This window comes from Wolbachia endosymbiont (group A) of Tromatobia lineatoria, from assembly GCF_964028565.1.
Taxonomy (GTDB): Bacteria; Pseudomonadota; Alphaproteobacteria; order Rickettsiales; family Anaplasmataceae; genus Wolbachia; species Wolbachia pipientis.
Genome location: NZ_OZ034791.1, coordinates 242,740 through 261,715 on the forward strand (window position 1 = coordinate 242,740; position 18,976 = coordinate 261,715).

Sequence of the window (18,976 nt, forward strand, 5' to 3'; positions counted from 1 at the left end):
AAGAAAAATATCAACTAGATTTATAGTCTATCACTACTGTTTTTGCAATTTTATCGTAAAAAGTCTGTTTGCGTTGATCAAATACTGCAAACAAAAATAAAATTAGCACAATTAAAAGATATAGAAAAGTATAACCATGATAATGCAGATGAAGGAAAAAGCGAAAAATAATCCAGATGCTTCCCTTAGAAATACATCTTATTGTTGCTTGCATAAGGGTAACATTTGTAAATGCATTAGCATCTTTAATATGCATACCACACAATAGTTTTCCTGGGGTACCACCAAGTTTTGTTACCATTAATATTTTGGATATTGTTAGTACTAATGTTGCGACCACTGTAGAAACTATAAATGGTATTTCTGTTGCTAGTTGTGCAAGTTCCTGAAAAGAGTCTTTATCTTTATCTTGATCTTGTAATGATACGATGAATACACCATAGATAAAACCGAAGATAAAATGAGGGGAAAATATGATGAGGTCAAGTATTTCTGCTACAATACGCCTTGTAAATCCTACATAATTTACTTTAACATTTATTTCAGTATTCATAACCCCACCTATATTTCATAATATCATCATATGATATAAAAATACGTTATTAAATAACCGTAAATATACTAACTTGGGTAATATTAGCTACTTGTGCCACTCTATTATTTAAATTAATATTAAATCATTTATAACTAGGGAAGTTATGTCAACACTAATCACAGTTGCATATGGCGACGGTATCGGACCAGAAATCATGGAAGCGGTGCTGTCGATATTGCGCGAAGCAGAAGCGGAAATCTCAATAGATATTATTGAAATAGGGGAGCGTGTTTACAGTAAAGAATGGTCTCACGGAATTTCTCCAAGTGGTTGGGAATCAATTGAAAGGACAAAAATATTATTAAAATCTCCAACAACAACTCCTCAAGGTAAAGGGCACAAAAGCTTAAACGTTGCACTCAGAAAAAATCTAGGGTTGTATGCAAATATCAGACCATGCATTTCATATCATCCTGTTATAGAAAATAAATTCGATAAGTTTGATATCGTAGTGATACGTGAAAATGAAGAGGACGTTTACACCGGAATAGAGCATAGGCTCACTGGTGACTCTTACCAATGCACTAAAATTATTACTAGATCTGGCTCAGAGAAGATATGCAGGTACGCTTTTGAATATGCAAAAAAACACAACAGAAAAAAAGTAACTTGCCTGACTAAAGATAACATCATGAAAATGACTGACGGAACTTTCCATGCCGCGTTTGATCGCATTGCAAAGGAATACCCAGATATAAAGGCAGAACATTATATAGTTGATATTGGAATGGCGCGTGTTGCAACAGAACCGGAGAATTTTGATGTTATAGTAACCGAGAACTTATATGGCGACATATTATCAGATATAGTCGCACAAACCTCTGGATCTGTGGGGCTTGCCGGAAGTAGCAACATCGGGAATGAATACGCAATGTTTGAAGCAGTGCACGGTTCTGCCCCTGATATTGCAGGAAAAAACATAGCCAATCCTTCTGGTCTTTTAAATGCTGCAGTGCATATGCTAATTTACATAGGTCAAGTGGGTACTGCAAAACTAATCTACGATGCATGGCTCAAGACTTTGGAGGATGGAATACACACTGCCGATTTATATAAGGAGAAAAGAAGTAAACAGAAAGTTGGTACAAAAGAATTTGCAGAAGCTGTTATAGACAATCTAGGAAAAAAACCGAAAACATTATCTGAGCTTATAATTGGCAGTGATCCAAATAGTAAAGTGGATAAAATACAGGATAATTATGAACAGGATTATAAGATTAAAAAACTAGTGGGTAGCGATATAACGCTTGCCTGGAGTAAGCCGGCTGACTTTGACCAAATAGTGAAGTTGTTTGAAACAAGTAATCCGCAGATTATAGCAATATATTCAAAAGGCCTTGCGATTTGGCCAGGAAGTTCAAAGTCTTCAAGTGACCAAATAACCTGCAGGTTCATTGCAAATAATGAAATTACAAATAGTGATGTGAATAACTTGCTAATCAAATTTGAGGAACATAATTTTGATGTGGTGAGAATGGATAAGTTGTATTTGTATGATGGGAAAGAGGGTTTCTTCTTTTAGTGGTTGCTTGATATTTTTATGCTTGTGTGAAACATTAAATATATTATACTAATAGTATCGTGTATTTATGTGAGGTGTAGTAATGAGTCAACATTTTAAGTTAACTGGTCAGGAGTTTTATGATAATAATGATCTGTTTAACGTACTAGAGATAAAAGCTGAACAAATTGTAGGTAAGGATTATCAAGCTCTTAGCAAGTTTCTGAAAAAACAATATAATAAATTGATACTTGTAAACCATCCTGACAAAGGTGGAGACAAAAATAGATTTGATCAGATTTATAAAGCTTATCAAGAGCTAAAAAAGTACATTGAACCTTTAGAGTCAGGAAATCCTTGTGTTAAAGTCAGTGTTGGTGCTGAAAGTAATGGACGTTTAACAGCACGTGAATTTCATTATAGAAAGAAGCTGTTCGATACACTAGGGATTGGTGAAGAAGCTATAGGTAAAGATTTTGATGAATTGACTTCTATATTAAAAAAGAATGATAGTGCGTTTGAAGAGGATGTGGAATACTGTTTTTCAGGAGATATTTATGGCAGTTTTTTTAGGCCGTCAGACCCTGGCGAGCTTAATAAACGCTTATCAAAACCTAGTATACGGCTATTTCTTTATATTTCTCCTCTAAAGGAAAAAAAGAACCTAGTAGATGAGGATAAAAAAGAATTAGCGTTAAGATTTATAGAACGTAAAAATGCCTTACTATTTATTCGGACTCTTAGTGTTCTACCCTTAGGCCTGTTAACTACAGTTACTATAGGTTGCTATTTTTCATGGTGGATCATAGCATTTAACATCGCTATTAGTAGAGCCTTTGGTTTATTAGTGAATTATTATATGGAAAAGTATAAAAATTCAGAAATTTCCACTGATGAATTCATAAGTAAAATGAACTATATCGCGCTAGGCAGTAAGCTTCTTATCAACTATCCTTTAGCTGCTTTTTCTGTTTATCTACTTACAACAAATTTCATTGCTAATAGATTAACTGTTGGTGGAACCATACTTGGTTCACTATTGTTATTGGCAGTATTAATTGAAATGTTAGCTCCTGTTTTCTCAAAAGGCTGTGAAATATATGCTGAAAAGCACACAAAAGATTTACTAGAAGAGGATCCAAGAGATAGGGTACAAAAGGAAACTGACCTGTTAGGATGGTATGATCCACGAAAACTGTTAATGCCAATTGTTATGCCTCTTATTAAAAAGTGTTTTGCGGAAGTGGCAAGCGAATTTGCTGAGAGGAATTTTGATGAGGTAAAAACTGATATGTCTGATGTTAATGCTGAAGGACTATCTAAGCCTAAAGGAATTGAATTTGCACAGCAACCAGTGTAGTATAAGCTTTTAGCTCTATGCATGGACTCAAAAAAAGTAGAACTGATATTTGAAAAATTCAAGCAATCAAATCCTGCACCAAAAATAGAGCTGAATTATACCAATGATTTTACGTTATTAGTTGCGATAGTTCTATCAGCGCGAACAACTGATATAAGCGTTAATAAAATTACAAAGGAGCTATTTAGTATCACTGATACGCCAGAAAAAATGCTGAGTTTTGGGCAGAGTGAGCTAAGAAAATGCATAAGCAGTATTGGTTTATATAATTCCAAAGCAAAAAACATAATCGGGCTCAGCAAAATATTGATTGAGAGGTACAATAGCAAAGTGCCTACTGATTTCGATGATTTGGTGTCTTTGCCGGGAGTGGGAAGAAAGAGCGCTAATGTGTTCTTAAATTCGGGGCTTGGCATTCCAACATTGGCAGTTGATACTCACGTTTTTAGAGTGAGCAATAGAATCGGGCTTGTGAAAGAAAAAGATGTGTTTAAAACAGAACAATCTCTTTTAAATGTGGTTCCCAAAAAATACCTGCTTTATGCTCATCATTGGCTAGTTTTGCATGGTAGATATGTTTGCAAAGCACAGAAACCTTCGTGTGAAACGTGCATAATTCATGATTTATGTGAATTTGAGTGCAAAAGGTATAAAGTCTAGTATTTCTTTTTTTGTCATCCAAGTAGCTATAGAAACGAAAAAACTTACTTGACACATTTTGCTGGAATGATACAAGTTATTATTCAAACAACAGTTATGCAAGAGATCTGATTACATCTAAGCTAACAATGGACCACTAGATATATTACTAACTACGTTGACCTGATTCAATATTTTATTAGTGGGATTGAAATAATTTTCTATAAATTCCTTATATATAGCTGTTAACTTGTGTATATCGTTTACTGATACGCATTCGTTTATCTGATGTGCAGTTTTGTTGATTATACCAAATTCAATCACTGGACAAACATCTTTGATAAACGCAGCGTCAGATGTGCCACCACTTGTGCTAAGTATAGCATCAATGTTGGTAACCTTACTTATTGCATCAAGCATAATATCAGTATTTCTATCGGGAGTAGAGAGGAAAACGTCCCTGCTGCTATGCATAGAAAGTTTATAATCGTTAGTTACACTGGAGCATATTTCATCAATCAGCTTATATAAGCCACCCGGTGTTTGTTCATTGTTATATCGAATGTTAAAACGTGTAGTTGCTGAGCCAGGTATTAGATTGCTAGTATTATTTCCAACATCGATAGTAGTAACTTCGCAATGTGAAGGCTGAAAATATTTATTACCATGATCAAAAGTAGTATTTTTTACCTTACTCAATATCGATATTACCTTATATATTGGATTGTCTGCTAGGTCTGGGTAGGCAACGTGCCCTTGTTTTCCATGGCAAATTAATTCAAATGTTACAGAACCTCTTCTGCCTATTTTTATGGTATCACCTAATTTCTCACTACTGGTTGGTTCGCCAACCACACAAAAATCTATCTTTTTCTGCTTATTTTTCATCCATTCCAAAACTGCCTTTGTTCCATATTCTTCCATGCTTTCTTCAGCACTGGTAATCAATGCACTTATTGAACCATTGAACTGAAACTTCTCTGCAATCAAATTTACCATAGCAGCAATAAATGCAGCTACTCCGCTTTTCATATCAGCGGCCCCTCTTCCATATAGCATTCCATCCCTCACTTCTGGTTTAAATGGACCAAATGCCCAATCTTTTAACTGACCCGGTGGTACAACATCAACGTGCCCAGCAAAGCACAAATTTGGTACTCCATTTATATATTTCGCATAAAGATTTTTAACTTTATCACCAAATTCTAAAATCTCACAATCAAAGCCGCTCTTCTTGAAGATTGTTGCTATATACTCTATTGCCCCGCTGTCTTCTGGTGTTATACTCTCAAAAGAGATCAATTTCCTAGTTAGCTCTACAGGGTCAATTTTCATGTCAATCTTAAAATACTTATACTGCTATATTGTAAACACTCTATGCACTATTTAAAACAAATATTACATCAAACCGAACAAACTTTTCTAAGGGAAGTAATAACAGATTACCACCTTGCTGATGATATCTATGAAATATGCACACAACACGGAAATGACATCTTTCTAGTTGCAGATGAAAATACAGCAAAACTTTTAAACAAAAACGTATTTAATAAAATTTCTCATTTAATTATTCCAACCCCACCTGCCATTCCAGTGTCACGCGCTGGGATGACATCAAGTAGAGAAATGACACCAAGCAGAGCTGCCTCTCTTGAAACCGTAAATCTAGTGAGAAACAAAGTAAAAGACAGTGACTTAATAGTTGCATTTGGTAGCGGCACCGTTAACGATATCTGCAAATATGCAAGCTACCTCGAGAAAAAAGATTATATATCCTTTCCAACAGCCGCTTCTATGAATGGATATACATCCGCAAATGCTTCAATATTAGTAAATGGATATAAAAAATCGTTCAAAGCACATCTTCCAAGAGCAATATATATAGATATAGACATACTTGCCAATGCGCCACTGCGCCTCACATTAAGCGGATTTGCAGATTTCATTTGTCGTTCAACAGTTCAGGCTGACTGGCTACTATCTCATTTGTTGCTTAGCACAGAATACAATGAATTACCTTTTACACTTGTTCACGATTTGGAGCAAATTTTGCTAAGAGAATATACGGCGCTTACTAAAAGAAGTGGAAAAGAGGTCCTATTACTTATGGAAGTTCTACTAATTTCAGGACTTGGAATGGTGATGTCAAAAGGCAGCTATTCTGCAAGCCAAGGAGAGCATATGATAGCTCACGCAATGGAAATGGTAACAAAAGATTATTCCTCACTACATGGTGAAAAAATTGCTGTCACAACGATTACTATGGCTAATTTACAGGAAAAGATATTATCAATACAAAACCCGATTATCAAACCGACCACTTTAGATGTAAAACATATAACTCAGTACTTTGATAATATCGAATTTGTAAGAACTTTTGAACAGAAGCAAATTATGCAGCAAAAAATCCAAGAGATTATTTGTAAAGAATGGCATAATATTTCCAGTTTAATTAAGCAAAATTTACTACCTGCAAAACACCTGCAAAAAATATTTGAAGATCTATCAATTCCACACTTACCAGAGCACCTCAGTTGGAATAAAGAACAATATTGTAAAGTGGTCGATCTTGCGTTTACAACAAGAGATAGATTCACCTTTCTTGACTTAGCTAACTGCATAGAAGAAAGTTAAGTTTTGTAGTGAAATTCTGTCATTTAAAGAGATCATAGGCCAAAAGCTAAACCCTTTTCACAATCTCTTATCCATTGTCTCCTCACCTGAGTGGATATACAACTCATTCCAAGTAACTGACACTGGGTTTCACCAATAGCACTGCTTTGCTAAACATAGTTTAGTTCGAGTGGCTGAGGAGGGACTTGAACCCCCGACCAAGAGATTATGATCCTCCTGCTCTACCAACTGAGCTACTCAGCCTAATTAAAAACCTTATTATACACACGATCTATATGTTTCGTATAATACTTCAAATCAAACAAAGATTCAAGTTTTTCCGAGTTAATAACCTTAAGTAAGGGTTTATCTTGTTTCAATTCGGCCAGAAAATCACTGTTGTTTTGTTTCACTTTCATTGCATTGCTCTGAACAATTTTATACGCCTCTTCCCTCGCCAAACCACTATTTACTAACTCAAGCAATACACGCTGTGAGAAAACTAAACCTTTTGAAGAATTTAAGTTCTTTTCAATGTTTTCCTTATTGATCACCAATTTATCTATCAAATCTGTTAATCGCACTAAAGCAAAATCCATTGTTATACAAGCATCAGGAGCAATGCATCTTTCCACAGACGAGTGTGATATATCACGTTCGTGCCACAATGCAACATTTTCTAACGCAGGAAAAACATAACTGCGTATTAAACGTGAGAGTCCAGTCAGATTTTCACTTAAAATAGGATTACATTTGTGTGGCATAGCAGAGCTTCCCTTCTGCCCAGTGGAAAAATGCTCAGAAATTTCGCCGATTTCAGTTCTTTGCAAATGACGAATTTCAACAGCAACATTTTCTATTGAACTTGCAATTACTCCCAAAACTGAAAAGAACATGGCATGTCTATCACGAGGAATGATTTGAGATGATATGGTTTCAGGTATGAGTCCCATTTCTTTCGCTACATATTCTTCAACAAACGGATCAACATTTGCAAAATTGCCTACTGCACCTGATATTTTACAAATTGAGATCTCTTTTTGCGCGCTAATTAATCTCTGATAATTGCGTTTAAATTCAGCATAAAATCTGGCAAATTTTATTCCAAGAGTTGTTGGTTCTGCATGCATTCCGTGACTGCGTCCAACACAAACAATATCTTTATAGTCCTCAGCTTTTTTTTTCAATGCTGCAAGTAAATTTTTTAGATTCTCGAGCAAAATATCACAGGACTCTTTCAGTTGCACCGCAAGGCATGTATCCAAAACATCAGAACTTGTCATTCCATAATGAAGATAACGAACATCAACTCCCGCTTTTTTAGCAATATATGTCAGAAAAGCTATAACATCATGTTTTACAATGGATTCAATTTCGTTGATACATTCAACATCAAATTCAATAGCACCAGAGAGGTTCTCAGCAATATTATTCGGAATCACTCCTAACTTTGCTTGAGCTTCACACGCTAATTTTTCTATTTTAAGCCATATATTAAATTTATTATTTTCCTCCCAAATGGAAGACATTTCTTTTCTGCTATAGCGGGGAATCATTTTTGATTTATTCCAATAATGGTGTCATTCCAGTGCGTGACACTGGAATCCAGATATAAAAGTATTTGCAAATTATTCAATGGACAACGGATTCTAGAAGCATAAAATAATGTCCATGATGAAATAAACTGGATCCCAGTGTCACGCACTGGGATGACATGAGGGAAGCACTGGGATGACACCAGCTTAGCCATGGCAGACATTTCTTTACGACTATAACAAGGGATCATCTTTGATCAGCTATCATCACCATCAGTAGCTTCTTTATTCGCATCTTGCTCTGCCTCTTGTTGCTCAGACTTCTGATTTTGCAATTTTACTTGCCTTAGCTCATTTGCATCTGTTTCGGATTTCACGACGTATATAGTAATTGGTACTACTACTTCACTATGTAATTCTACGTTTACTTGGTATTCACCCAAGTTTTTGATGCTTACTCCACCAAAAGATAAACTACGGTGATCTATCACATGTCCTTCTTGTAGTAAAATTTTCGCAATTTCACGTGTTGTTACAGAACCAAAAATTTTACCATCCTCTGAAGCTTGCTTTATTAATACCACAAACTTATCATGTAGTGACAACGCAAGCTCTTTTGCTACATTTAATCTTTTTATATTCTCTTCTTCCAGTAATAAACGTTGCTCCTCTAGCTTTGTTAAATTTTCCTTGGTAGCTTTCACCGCTTTTCTTTGTGGAAAAAGAAAATTACGTGCATAACCTGGTTTAACTTTGACAACTTCACCAAGCTTACCTAAAGTCCTTATATTTTCCTTTAAAATTATCAACATAAATTACCTAAACTTTTTTAGTACAGTAAGGAATAAGAGCTAAAAAACGTGCCCTTATGATCGCTAAGCGTAACTTCCTTTGTTTTTTTGCACATACGCCTGTTAATCTTCTAGGTAATATCCTACCATAGTCAGAGGTAAACTTGGATAATAAATCTATATTCTTATAATCTATGTCTTCATCTTTAGACGCAGCAAGAGGGCAAACTTTAGAACGCCTAAAGCCAGTCCTATTATTTACAGATACGTAAGAATTATTAAAACTATTTCGTCTTTTCATCATTATGCGCTTTGCTCCTCAATTTGTTTATTCATCATATGAGATTTACCTTCAAAAATTTTATCAACCTGCACAGGAAAGTGGCGAATAACGTTCTCATTAAGTTTCATTCTACGCATAAATTCATCCAGAATGCTTGCAGTAGAACTTATGCACATTATACAATAATGACCGCTCTTCATTTTATTTTTGTGATATGCAAAATCCAAAAGACCCCAATGTTCATACTTGATTAATCCTGATGCTTCAATGTTTTTCAAAAGCATTTCCAACGCTTTGCTCGATTGAGTTGGACCGTTTATTCTAAAATCTTTCAAAATATCTTGAAAAATCTTTATTAGATGTTCTGAAATATTTCTCTTCAAAGCATTTACTGCGTTATGGATAAACGCACTTTTAGTACTGCCTCCTAGAAATTTTGTAAAATCTTGCGTTATTCCTAAATCTTTTAGGTCATCTTTCAACTCTTTATCGATTTTTGACTTCACTTCTTTCAAATTTGAAAGATCTTCTTCTAATTCAACCCATAAAATTTTTGTAAGATCTTCCAAGAAATCAGAGTAAGCAACTAGACTTTCTTTAATGTCCTCAGCACGCACTTCTAACTCTTGTTTTGTAAGCTTGTCATTTCCTTTTTTCAGAATATCCCTGATTTGCTGGAACATAATATCTGCTTTAATATTTTTCAATGAAACAGCTAGCTCTTGGACCATCTCCTCTACTTCTTGCTGTAACAATCCTTGTTGTGCTATAAAAGTAAATTCATAAAGATTCACTATATCTTCCTTTAATACCGATTAAATATTTCATTATATAAAGCTTTTTTATATAAGCAAGTTATTTGTATTAATTTCTACGCCTTTAATCCAGCTTAAATTAGATATTTCATAAATTACTTGAGGAGCAATTGAGTATGCACCTGGTAATAAGATGCTCACTTTATGTTTTTCGAGAAGAAGTTTTAGCATTATTTTGGTTCTGCCTTCATCTTTCAATATTGTGTTTAATTCCATAGCGGCTTTTTGCGAATCCGTGCACTCAGTGGTGAGAACTAATTCTTTTATTGTAGAAGTGACTCTTTTTGTAAACTCAGATATATCCTTGCCTGCTAATCTTGTTGTATTTTCCGAAGCTTCAAGATCAATTATCACAAATGTTCCTGGTGAAAATAAATCTCTTTTTTCTTCTATTATTTCATTATTATAGAATGCTATTTCAGAAACGCTATGGGGATCAGAAAGTGTGAGGATAACAAACCTTCCACGCTCTGAAGTTCTCATACGTGCATTTAATATTACCCCAGCAGTTTTTGCTGTTCTATTTTCTCCGATAAACCCAATATTTAACTTTTCCAGAAGAGTTCTAAATTTTTCAAGCGGATGATTAGTTAAATAAAATCCTAGTGAAAATAACTCATGTTCTAATTTTTCCTCTTCATCAAAATCTTCCACATTCTCAAGTTTCGGTTTGAGGACATCAAGACTACCAAACAAAGCAGCTTGACTTGATTCTCTATCCTGTTTGTTTTTATTTGCAAAGTAAATCAGCGTGTCCATTGACTCATATAGCTGCTTTCTGTTCTTATGCACGCTATCGAATGCTCCGGATTTAATCAGGCTTTCTAGCACTCTCTTATTTATTATATGACCTGAATTTTGAATGAATTCCCATATGTCCTTACAAGAGCTTGAACGTACGTTCACTATTCCTTCCGCTATAGAAAAACCAACATTCCTCAAGGCAGCAATACCATAACGTATGCGTTCATCCTCTATTGAGAATTCAGCTTGAGACTTGTTTATATCAGGTGAAAGAACGGTAACGCCACTAAACTTTGCTGCATGATAAAATAAATTCAGTTTATCTCTATCATCAATATTCAGATTCATTAGTGCTGTAAAAAATTCTAATGGATAATTAGCTTTAAGGTAAGCCGTTTGATAAGATATCACCGCATATGCTGCAGCATGAGATTTATTGAACCCATAACCAGCAAATTTTGCAACAAGGTCAAAGATATAACTTGCCCTGTCGTAATCAACGCCATTCTTCGTTGCCCCTTGGATGAAAAGTTCACGTTGTTTATCCATCTCTTCCTTGATTTTCTTACCCATAGCACGTCTCAGCAAATCTGCTTCCGCTAAGCTATACCCGGAAAGAATACGGGCTATTTCCATCACTTGTTCTTGGTAAATTATTACCCCAAATGTCTCTTTTAATACTTCCTCAAGTAACGGATGAATATAATCTGGCTTTTCAAGTCCATGTTTTCTTGCAACATAAGTTGGAATGTTATCCATAGGTCCTGGACGATAAAGGGAAATTAAAGCGATAATATCTTCAATGCAGTCCGGTTTTAGTTTAATTAAAGCTTCTCTCATTCCCGAACTTTCAAGCTGAAACACTCCAATTGAATCACCGCTTGAGAGTATCTCATAGGTTTTTTGATCATTCAAAGAAACTGAAGAAATATCAATCTTTTTTCCATCACGATTAATTAAACGACATACATGATCTATTAGCGTTAGCGTGCCAAGTCCAAGAAAATCAAATTTTATTAGCCCAGCTTTCTCCACATATTTCATGCTGTATTGAGTGATTGGCAAAGCTGAATTTGGATCATAATACACAGGAACAAAATTTTCCAACTTTTGATCACATATTACAATTCCAGCAGCATGGGTTGAAACGTGACGATATATTCCTTCAAGCTTAAGAGATATATCAAGAAGCTTTGCAATTACCTCATCACTATCTCGTTCTTTCTGCAGGTTTTGATCAAACTCTATCGCTTGTGATAAAGTTACAGGATTTACTGGATTAAATGGAACCATTTTAGATATTTTATCCACTTGAGAGTAAGGCATTTGCAATACTCTACCAACATCACGCAATACTGCCCTTGCTTGCAATTTTCCAAAAGTGATTATTTGAGCAACATAACCGTACTTTTTCTGAACATAATCAATAACCAGGTCCCTTTTCTCTTGGCAGAAATCGATATCAAAGTCAGGCATCGATACACGATCAGGATTCAAAAATCTTTCAAATATTAGGCCAAACTTTATTGGATCAAGGTCTGTAATCTGCAAGCCCCAAGCAACAATTGATCCAGCACCAGAGCCTCTTCCTGGACCAACTGGAATGCCATTTGCTTTGCTCCAACGAATGAAATCAGAAACTATCAAAAAGTAGCCAGCGTAGTTCATCGAAGTTATCACACTCAGTTCGTAATTCAGCCGATCGTAGTATTGTTTAAGGTCTATGTCTGTCTCATTCGCAATACGGAATTCTAATCCTGCAACTGCCTGCTCCCTCAGTTCTTCATTCTCAGTTTTATTTTCTCGACAAGGAAATTTAGGCAAAATAGGCTGCCTGCTTCTTGGCATGTAAGAGCACCGCTTAGCTATCACTAAAGTGTTATGAATTGCTTCGGGAATGTCGCTGAACAGCTCCTCCATTTCTGCCACAGACTTGAAGTAATGCTCGGTAGTTAACTTCTTTCTGTTATTCTCCAGGGCATAACTCCCCTCCGATATACACGTTAATATATCATAAGCCTCATAGTCAGACCTATTTGGAAAAAACACATCGTTCGTTGCAACTAGTGGTATATTGCGCTGATAAGCAAAGTCTATCAAAGCTTCTTCAAGCTCTAGCTCTTTATTCAACCCATGACGCTGCAATTCAACATATAAATGACCATTGAATGCTGAAAGCAGTTTTTCAACCGTTTCTTTATCTTGCCTCAACAATAGTTGAGCCAAACATCCACCGGTTAAAGCGATCAGACCCGTACTTAAATTCAATAGCTCATCAAAATCAACGTAAGGAATATCGCTGTTATTCTTGCGCTTTCTAAAAGACTCACTCACCAAAGTGACTAAATTAGTGTACCCTTGCTCATTTTTTGCAAGCAATAATATAGGTAAATTTTGTTCTGAATGTTTAACTATAATATTGCATCCTATTATTAGCTGTATTCCCCTACTTGCCGCATATTCTGCAAATTCAAGTGAGCCAAACAAGTTACCTGAATCAGTAATTGCAACCGCTGGCATTTTATTTCGCAAACAAAGGCCGATCAGCTCCTCAATTTTAACCGAGCTTTCAAGCAGCGAATAAACACTATGAACACGCAAGTGTATGAACATAAAAAACTTTAGATCAACAAAAAAGGATAACATTAATTTACTCATGAGAACATAATTTTCATAAGAACAAAAGCCTATAAAATTCTAAAATTAAAATACAAAAACTTACTTGACAAACTCCGCCAGCTCCCTTATCATGATAGTGAAGCTATTGTATTTGCTTTCGCCAATCTGCAGATTAAAAGGTAAGGATTACTTAATGTATCGGCGTCTTATGTTCAATTTTTTGCAGTGTATAGATACTGTATGTCTTTACAAAACTTCATCTACATCTAGATTTTTATCTAAATAAGCTGAACGCGCTTATAAAGCGTTACAAGACATCAAAAAATGCCAATACTCGACAGAGATAGTAAAAGACTAGCTAACTCGGGGATTCTTTGTCTTTTTTTCTGCTTAGTAAATTTCTTAAACATTTGCAGCGTAAGTTAGTTGCAATTAAAAGCGGCTGAATCTCGCTTGTCAAGCGTTTAAAACATAAAAAACGCCAATATTTTAAAGCGGATAATAACCACGGGGCTTCTTTTGCCTTTTTTTTTATTTGGTAAATTTCTTAATGTTTATGGCTAAACGACAACCGTCATCCCGCTACTTGTTAGCGGGATCTCTTGTTAGCGGCTAAGGGATACCGCGAATGAATCGCGGTATGACGTAGGGATTGCATTAGCTATAATTCTTTAGTTTTCACTTTTCTTTTAACCTTGCAATGATATTTTCTTTGCCGATAAAAATTAATAGTTTAGCGAGCTCTGGTCCTGTTTCTGTTCTTGTTAAAGCTGAACGCAACTGCGTAAATAGGTTTTTTGCCTTTATATCCACTGTTTGTCGAATAGTTTTGACCCATTCTGACAACGTGTTTTCATTACAATCACCTTGGGGCAATGCATTGAACGCAATTTTTATAAGCTCCTTATCAAGAATCACAGGCTCTATATCGGATTTGCATATTTTCCACCACTTGGCCACCTCAGAAAACCTTTCTATATTGTTCTTTATAAAATACCAAAACTCTGAGGAGTCCACTCCAATTTGATTTAAACGTTCTTGTATAATTTCAAATGGCATTTGTTGCAGCACTTTGCTATTTAGCTTGTATGCTTCACTCAAGCTAAATTGCGTACATGCTGAGCTAAATTTTTTAATGTCAAATGAATCAATCAAAGATTGCATACAGGCGCAAGCTTCAATTGGATTGGATGTTCCAAGCTTCACTAAATAACTAACTAGTGCCATCGGTTCAATTTCATCTTCTTTTATAGATTTAATGTCCAGCACGCCGGTTCGCTTGGATATCTTGCTATCATCAAAATGTAGCAGAGAAAGGTGAGCAAATGTAGGGATTTTCGCTTTTAATGCTTTAATCATTTGGAGCTGAACTGCGGTATTAGTTACATGATCTTCCCCGCGTACAACATGGGTTACATTAAAGTCAACATCATCAATAACAGAAGGTAACATGTATGTGTAAATTCCATCTTCTCTTTTTACCACAGGGTCACTTATGCTACTGGTTGCAATATTTATTTCACCTTTAACTTCATCATTCCATTTAACAACCTCATTTCTATTCAACTTAAATCTAAAATGTGGTCTTCTTCCTTCTTGCTCATAACTAATTTTCTCTTGCTCAGTTAGAAGTAACGCGCTTCTGTCATATACAGGGGGAAGTCCTTGTTTTAACTGCAATTTTCGTTTAATGTCTAACTCTTCTCTTGTTTCATAGCATGCATAAATATGCCCTTCTTTTATTAACTGCAAAAACACCTCATTGTAACGCTCAAAGCGCTCTGATTGCTTGAAACTTGCATCCCAATTGATACCAATCCATTTCAAATCTTGTATGATATCATTTATATATTTGACATCTGAACGCTGAAGGTCAGTATCATCAAAACGGAGTAAAAATTTTCCATTTTGATTGCGTGTGTACATCCAACAAACCAAGGCAGTTCGTACGTTTCCTACGTGGAGGTAGCCAGTTGGGCTTGGAGCGAATCTTGTTAGCATTTAAACAGCAATATTGTTTACTCTAATTTATTTTAATTTTATATAAATATATGGCTAAAGCAAGTGAGATCTGCTAATACAATTGAGCGAGAGAAGAATAAGTATGGCTATAGCATTGTGGCACCTATATATTTGACATCTGAACGCTGAAGGTCAGTATCATCAAAACGGAGTAAAAATTTTCCATTTTGATTGCGTGTGTACATCCAACAAACCAAGGCAGTTCGTACGTTTCCTACGTGGAGGTAGCCAGTTGGGCTTGGAGCGAATCTTGTTAGCATTTAAACAGCAATATTGTTTACTCTAATTTATTTTAATTTTATATAAATATATGGCTAAAGCAAGTGAGATCTGCTAATACAATTGAGCGAGAGAAGAATAAGTATGGCTATAGCATTGTGGCACCTTTGATATTTGATGGATTAAGACCATATGATAAATTCAAGAAAATTCACAGCTTGACGACAAAGGCTAATGTAGCATTATATTGGTATCATGACTAACTTAGAAAAGATGAGAGAAAAACTGCAAGATCAAATAAATTATCATAATGTTTTGTATCACCAAAAAAATAAGCCAGAAATAAGTGATGCTGAATATGATGAACTGAAGAAAAAGTTAGCTGAAATAGAGCCAGAAATTTATGCAACACAAGATAGTGTTGGTGCTCCACCTGATGAGAGGTTTTCTAAGGTGGAACATCAAGAACCTATGCTTTCCCTTGAGAATGCTTATGATGAACAAGGTGTAGAGAAATTTTTGTCTAAAATAAAGAGGTTTTTAATTGAGGACAAAATAGAGATATTATGTGAACCAAAAATTGATGGGTTGTCGTTTTCTGCAATTTATGAGGATGGAAGATTTGTTAAAGCTGCAACTCGAGGTGATGGTTTTGTAGGGGAAGATGTCACTCACAATGTTGCAACAATAAAAGGCTTTCCTAAGTTTTTGCAAGGTGTGCAAGGAAGACTAGAAGTAAGAGGTGAAATATACATCAGTAACAGCGACTTTTTAAAGTTAAATGAAAACGATGAATTTGCCAATCCTCGAAATGCAGCCGCTGGTTCTCTAAAGCAATTGGATGCAAACATTACAGCAAGCAGACCTCTTAGATATTTTGCTTATTCTTTGATTGGTGGAGCAGAGAAAAGTCAAAGTGAGGTACTAAATAAGCTTGAGGCACTTGGTTTTTGCGTAAATGAGCATCAGTCCTTAACGAGTAGTTTAGATGGAATGCTGAAGTTCTATAATGAAGTCTATAACTGTCGCTATAACTTGGATTATGATATTGATGGAATAGTCTATAAAGTAAATGATTTGGTACTACAAAATCGTCTAGGGAATACTCACAAAGCACCGCGCTCAGCACTTGCATACAAGTTTTCTGCGGTTTATGCAAAAACAAAGTTAAACAAGATATTTATACAGGTGGGCAGAACAGGGGTTTTAACTCCAGTTGCAGATTTAGTGCCAGTCAATGTTGGTGGGGTGCTAGTTAGTAGAGCAAGTCTGCATAACCAAGATGAGATAAAACGTAAAGACATAAGAGAGGGAGATATTGTAACAATCAAAAGGGCAGGGGATGTAATTCCCCAGATCGTTGAAGTAAGCAGAGATTCTCGTCTTCCAAATACACCTGAATTTGTGTTTCCTGAAGTATGCCCTGAATGTGGTAGTAAAGTACGTCAGGTTGAGGGAGAGGCTGCAGTAAGATGTCCTGAGGAATTTGCCTGTAAAGCTCAAATAATAGAAAAACTAAAGCATTTTGTATCGAAAGATGCATTTGACATTGTTGGCCTTGGTGATAAGCAGATAGAGTTTTTTTACGACCTTGGTCTGATAAAACAAATTCCCGATATTTTTACTTTAGAAGAAAGATTGGATGAATTTAATCTGGAAGAACAGTCTGGTTGGGGCAAGAAATCAATAGCTCATTTATTAAATGCTATACAAAGCAGAAGGGTAATAACTCTAGATAGGTTTATATTTTCTTTAGGTATTAGATTTATTGGCCAAGTTGCAGCAGAATTGCTTGCAGATTATTATGTTTCTTATTATAATTGGTATAATTCGATGATTGAACTGTCATCAGATAATACTGAGCTAGTAGGTATAGACGGCATAGGAAAAAAAGTAGCTGAATCTTTGGAATCATTTTTTTCTAAGGAACATAACATCAAAATGTTAAATGATCTTACTGCTTGTCTTCAAATTCTTCCTGTGAGCTCCAACTCTAGTAACTCTGTTTTAAATAATAAAATTATAGTGTTTACTGGTAAGCTACTTGCTATGAGTAGAGGAGAGGCAAAAGTAAGAGCCAAAACTCTAGGAGCAAAGGTCAGCTCACATCTTTCTGCTAAAACTGACTACCTAATTGCAGGAGAAAAACCAGGATCCAAATATAAAAAGGCAGTGGAATTAGGTGTAGAAATTTTAGATGAAGACCAGTGGCATAAAGTGATAAGTTTGGGAGTGTTCAAATGAAACTTGGATTGTATATTAAATCAAAGTTGCAAGACTATTTAGAGAGTAGCCAATTCTTTCCATCCAAGAATCATTTTATTGACTTGCCTCAATTTTTCAACAGAAGGCAAGTCTTCTGTGCTGAGCGGTAGGCGGACAGTTTGATGTTCTATGAGCCCAATATCATGCAAAAGTGCTTTAGTGGGTATTGGGTTGCTGGCAATAAATAGGGCTTTGCAGGCTTGTTGCCAGATATCTGTTGAACTTTTCATGTCATTTTCTGTCATTTGAACAGGTTTCCTTCTGGATTCCAGCGTCACGCGCTGGAATGACAGTGAAGAAAGTTCGTCGTTCAGACACTGCTTAACGTATTCATGTGCTACGCGCGGCCAAACATTGGCAGCAACGGAAACCAGGCCAGCCGCACCATAAGCGGCCATATCGGATATCATATTATCATCTCCACAAAAGACCTCAATATTTGGTGCAACTTTCTTATACTGAGCTAAAGTATCAACAGTGCCACTTGAATCTTTGATAGCCCAAAATTTTTCGTGGCTGGATAAGTTGCGTACAGTTTCAGCGTGAAGATTTATTCCTGCTCTTGATGGAATATTGTAAAACATAACCGGCACATGTGCTTTCTCAAGCAGCTTTTCAAACCATAAAGTCTGCCCCATAATTCCGGGCTTTGCATAAATGGGAGTTGTCATTAGATAGCCATGAATAGGCATACCCTTGCAAAAATCAAGCCATTCAAGAGTCTGATATAGATTCACTCCTGGTACGCCAATTATAATTTTTGTATTTAATTTTAGCTCACATACAAATTCAACTAACTCGCGTTTTTCAGAATCAGTAAGCGATAGGCCTTCACCTGTGCTACCCAGCAACACTACGCCATTTTCAGCTTTAACTTGCATTGTCAGTAAACGCTGCAAACTGCTATAATCTATACTATCTGCATTGCAATTAAAAGGAGTAACACAAGCAGTCCATAAAAATGTAGATTTCAAT

16 protein-coding genes, 1 tRNA gene and 1 pseudogene are annotated in these 18,976 nt (G+C 35.7%); 6 read left to right on the forward strand and 12 right to left on the reverse strand.

Translation table 11 applies throughout. From position 1 onward, the window contains the following. Nucleotides 1-10 precede the first annotated feature (10 nt). Nucleotides 11-553, reverse strand: a complete 543-nt coding sequence (locus tag ABWU48_RS01285) for an RDD family protein (protein WP_353288424.1) — start codon at nucleotides 551-553, stop codon at nucleotides 11-13. Between the two features lie 145 nt (nucleotides 554-698). Between ABWU48_RS01285 and icd the strand changes: the two genes are divergently transcribed. The 3 genes from icd to nth all read left to right on the forward strand — a co-directional run bounded on the left by icd (nucleotide 699) and on the right by nth (nucleotide 4,116). Then, nucleotides 699-2,117, forward strand: coding sequence for an isocitrate dehydrogenase (gene icd / locus ABWU48_RS01290; protein WP_353288425.1), 1,419 nt, complete (start codon nucleotides 699-701; stop codon nucleotides 2,115-2,117). Nucleotides 2,118-2,199: 82 nt separating this feature from the next. Continuing rightward, nucleotides 2,200-3,456, forward strand: a complete 1,257-nt coding sequence (locus ABWU48_RS01295; protein ID WP_265017749.1) for a molecular chaperone DnaJ — start codon at nucleotides 2,200-2,202, stop codon at nucleotides 3,454-3,456. Nucleotides 3,457-3,477: 21 nt separating this feature from the next. Then, a complete protein-coding gene (gene nth, locus ABWU48_RS01300) occupies nucleotides 3,478-4,116 on the forward strand; it encodes an endonuclease III (RefSeq protein WP_209472633.1) in 639 nt (212 codons plus the stop codon). A gap of 117 nt (nucleotides 4,117-4,233) precedes the next feature. Here the strand turns inward: nth and dapE are convergent, their stop codons facing one another. Further along, complete coding sequence (dapE, locus tag ABWU48_RS01305) at nucleotides 4,234-5,430, reverse strand: succinyl-diaminopimelate desuccinylase (RefSeq protein WP_010082500.1); 1,197 nt, start codon at nucleotides 5,428-5,430, stop codon at nucleotides 4,234-4,236. 42 nt (nucleotides 5,431-5,472) lie between these two features. On the opposite strand from dapE, the gene ABWU48_RS01310 reads away from it, so the two are divergent. Continuing rightward, nucleotides 5,473-6,729 carry an iron-containing alcohol dehydrogenase gene (locus ABWU48_RS01310; RefSeq protein WP_010082501.1) on the forward strand — a complete coding sequence of 419 codons (1,257 nt, stop codon included), beginning with the start codon at nucleotides 5,473-5,475 and terminating at the stop codon, nucleotides 6,727-6,729. 170 nt (nucleotides 6,730-6,899) lie between these two features. On the opposite strand, the gene ABWU48_RS01315 is transcribed toward ABWU48_RS01310, so the two are convergent. From ABWU48_RS01315 to ABWU48_RS01355, 9 genes and pseudogenes are all read right to left on the reverse strand, one after another. Continuing rightward, a tRNA-Met gene (locus tag ABWU48_RS01315) sits at nucleotides 6,900-6,972 on the reverse strand. Then, the gene (gene purB, locus ABWU48_RS01320) at nucleotides 6,972-8,264 is read right to left on the reverse strand and encodes an adenylosuccinate lyase (RefSeq protein WP_010962833.1); all 1,293 of its coding nucleotides are present in this window, start codon (nucleotides 8,262-8,264) and stop codon (nucleotides 6,972-6,974) included. The genes ABWU48_RS01315 and purB overlap by 1 nt, the downstream gene beginning before the upstream one ends. Further along, nucleotides 8,261-8,494: a hypothetical protein gene (locus ABWU48_RS01325; RefSeq protein ID WP_077188215.1), complete on the reverse strand. Its 234-nt coding sequence runs from the start codon at nucleotides 8,492-8,494 to the stop codon at nucleotides 8,261-8,263. The genes purB and ABWU48_RS01325 overlap by 4 nt, the downstream gene beginning before the upstream one ends. Before the next feature lie 6 nt (nucleotides 8,495-8,500). Beyond that, complete coding sequence (rplI, locus tag ABWU48_RS01330) at nucleotides 8,501-9,055, reverse strand: 50S ribosomal protein L9 (RefSeq protein ID WP_006279792.1); 555 nt, start codon at nucleotides 9,053-9,055, stop codon at nucleotides 8,501-8,503. Between the two features lie 7 nt (nucleotides 9,056-9,062). Continuing rightward, nucleotides 9,063-9,338, reverse strand: a complete 276-nt coding sequence (gene rpsR / locus ABWU48_RS01335; RefSeq protein WP_007548890.1) for a 30S ribosomal protein S18 — start codon at nucleotides 9,336-9,338, stop codon at nucleotides 9,063-9,065. Beyond that, nucleotides 9,338-10,111: a 30S ribosomal protein S6 gene (locus tag ABWU48_RS01340; protein ID WP_010082465.1), complete on the reverse strand. Its 774-nt coding sequence runs from the start codon at nucleotides 10,109-10,111 to the stop codon at nucleotides 9,338-9,340. The genes rpsR and ABWU48_RS01340 overlap by 1 nt, the downstream gene beginning before the upstream one ends. A 48-nt stretch (nucleotides 10,112-10,159) precedes the next feature. Further along, entirely contained in the window at nucleotides 10,160-13,489 is a 3,330-nt protein-coding gene (gene dnaE / locus ABWU48_RS01345) for a DNA polymerase III subunit alpha (protein WP_353288507.1), read from the reverse strand. A 684-nt stretch (nucleotides 13,490-14,173) separates the two neighbouring features. Beyond that, on the reverse strand, nucleotides 14,174-15,496 hold the full coding sequence (gltX, locus tag ABWU48_RS01350) for a glutamate--tRNA ligase (protein WP_353288426.1): 1,323 nt from the start codon (nucleotides 15,494-15,496) through the stop codon (nucleotides 14,174-14,176). A gap of 128 nt (nucleotides 15,497-15,624) precedes the next feature. After that, nucleotides 15,625-15,777 (reverse strand): annotated as a pseudogene (locus ABWU48_RS01355) (glutamate--tRNA ligase family protein); the annotation flags it as partial. A 63-nt stretch (nucleotides 15,778-15,840) separates the two neighbouring features. On the opposite strand from ABWU48_RS01355, the gene ABWU48_RS01360 reads away from it, so the two are divergent. Together ABWU48_RS01360 and ligA are read left to right on the forward strand one after the other, a co-directional pair. Beyond that, nucleotides 15,841-15,999, forward strand: a complete 159-nt coding sequence (locus tag ABWU48_RS01360) for a hypothetical protein (protein WP_187470058.1) — start codon at nucleotides 15,841-15,843, stop codon at nucleotides 15,997-15,999. Then, a complete protein-coding gene (gene ligA, locus ABWU48_RS01365) occupies nucleotides 15,992-17,980 on the forward strand; it encodes an NAD-dependent DNA ligase LigA (RefSeq protein WP_209472640.1) in 1,989 nt (662 codons plus the stop codon). Before ABWU48_RS01360 ends, ligA begins: the two co-directional genes overlap by 8 nt. Nucleotides 17,981-18,018: 38 nt before the next feature. Here the strand turns inward: ligA and dapA are convergent, their stop codons facing one another. Continuing rightward, a complete protein-coding gene (dapA, locus tag ABWU48_RS01370) occupies nucleotides 18,019-18,975 on the reverse strand; it encodes a 4-hydroxy-tetrahydrodipicolinate synthase (RefSeq protein WP_353288427.1) in 957 nt (318 codons plus the stop codon). Nucleotide 18,976 lies beyond the last annotated feature (1 nt).

Coding starts and splice junctions, on each gene's coding strand:
- ABWU48_RS01285 (WP_353288424.1), bottom strand. CDS start 553: ATGAATACTGAAATAAATGTTAAAGTAAATTATGTAGGATTTACAAGG.
- icd (WP_353288425.1), top strand. CDS start 699: ATGTCAACACTAATCACAGTTGCATATGGCGACGGTATCGGACCAGAA.
- ABWU48_RS01295 (WP_265017749.1), top strand. CDS start 2,200: ATGAGTCAACATTTTAAGTTAACTGGTCAGGAGTTTTATGATAATAAT.
- nth (WP_209472633.1), top strand. CDS start 3,478: ATGGACTCAAAAAAAGTAGAACTGATATTTGAAAAATTCAAGCAATCA.
- dapE (WP_010082500.1), bottom strand. CDS start 5,430: ATGAAAATTGACCCTGTAGAGCTAACTAGGAAATTGATCTCTTTTGAG.
- ABWU48_RS01310 (WP_010082501.1), top strand. CDS start 5,473: ATGCACTATTTAAAACAAATATTACATCAAACCGAACAAACTTTTCTA.
- purB (WP_010962833.1), bottom strand. CDS start 8,264: ATGATTCCCCGCTATAGCAGAAAAGAAATGTCTTCCATTTGGGAGGAA.
- ABWU48_RS01325 (WP_077188215.1), bottom strand. CDS start 8,494: ATGATCCCTTGTTATAGTCGTAAAGAAATGTCTGCCATGGCTAAGCTG.
- rplI (WP_006279792.1), bottom strand. CDS start 9,055: ATGTTGATAATTTTAAAGGAAAATATAAGGACTTTAGGTAAGCTTGGT.
- rpsR (WP_007548890.1), bottom strand. CDS start 9,338: ATGATGAAAAGACGAAATAGTTTTAATAATTCTTACGTATCTGTAAAT.
- dnaE (WP_353288507.1), bottom strand. CDS start 13,489: ATGTTCATACACTTGCGTGTTCATAGTGTTTATTCGCTGCTTGAAAGC.
- gltX (WP_353288426.1), bottom strand. CDS start 15,496: ATGCTAACAAGATTCGCTCCAAGCCCAACTGGCTACCTCCACGTAGGA.
- ligA (WP_209472640.1), top strand. CDS start 15,992: ATGACTAACTTAGAAAAGATGAGAGAAAAACTGCAAGATCAAATAAAT.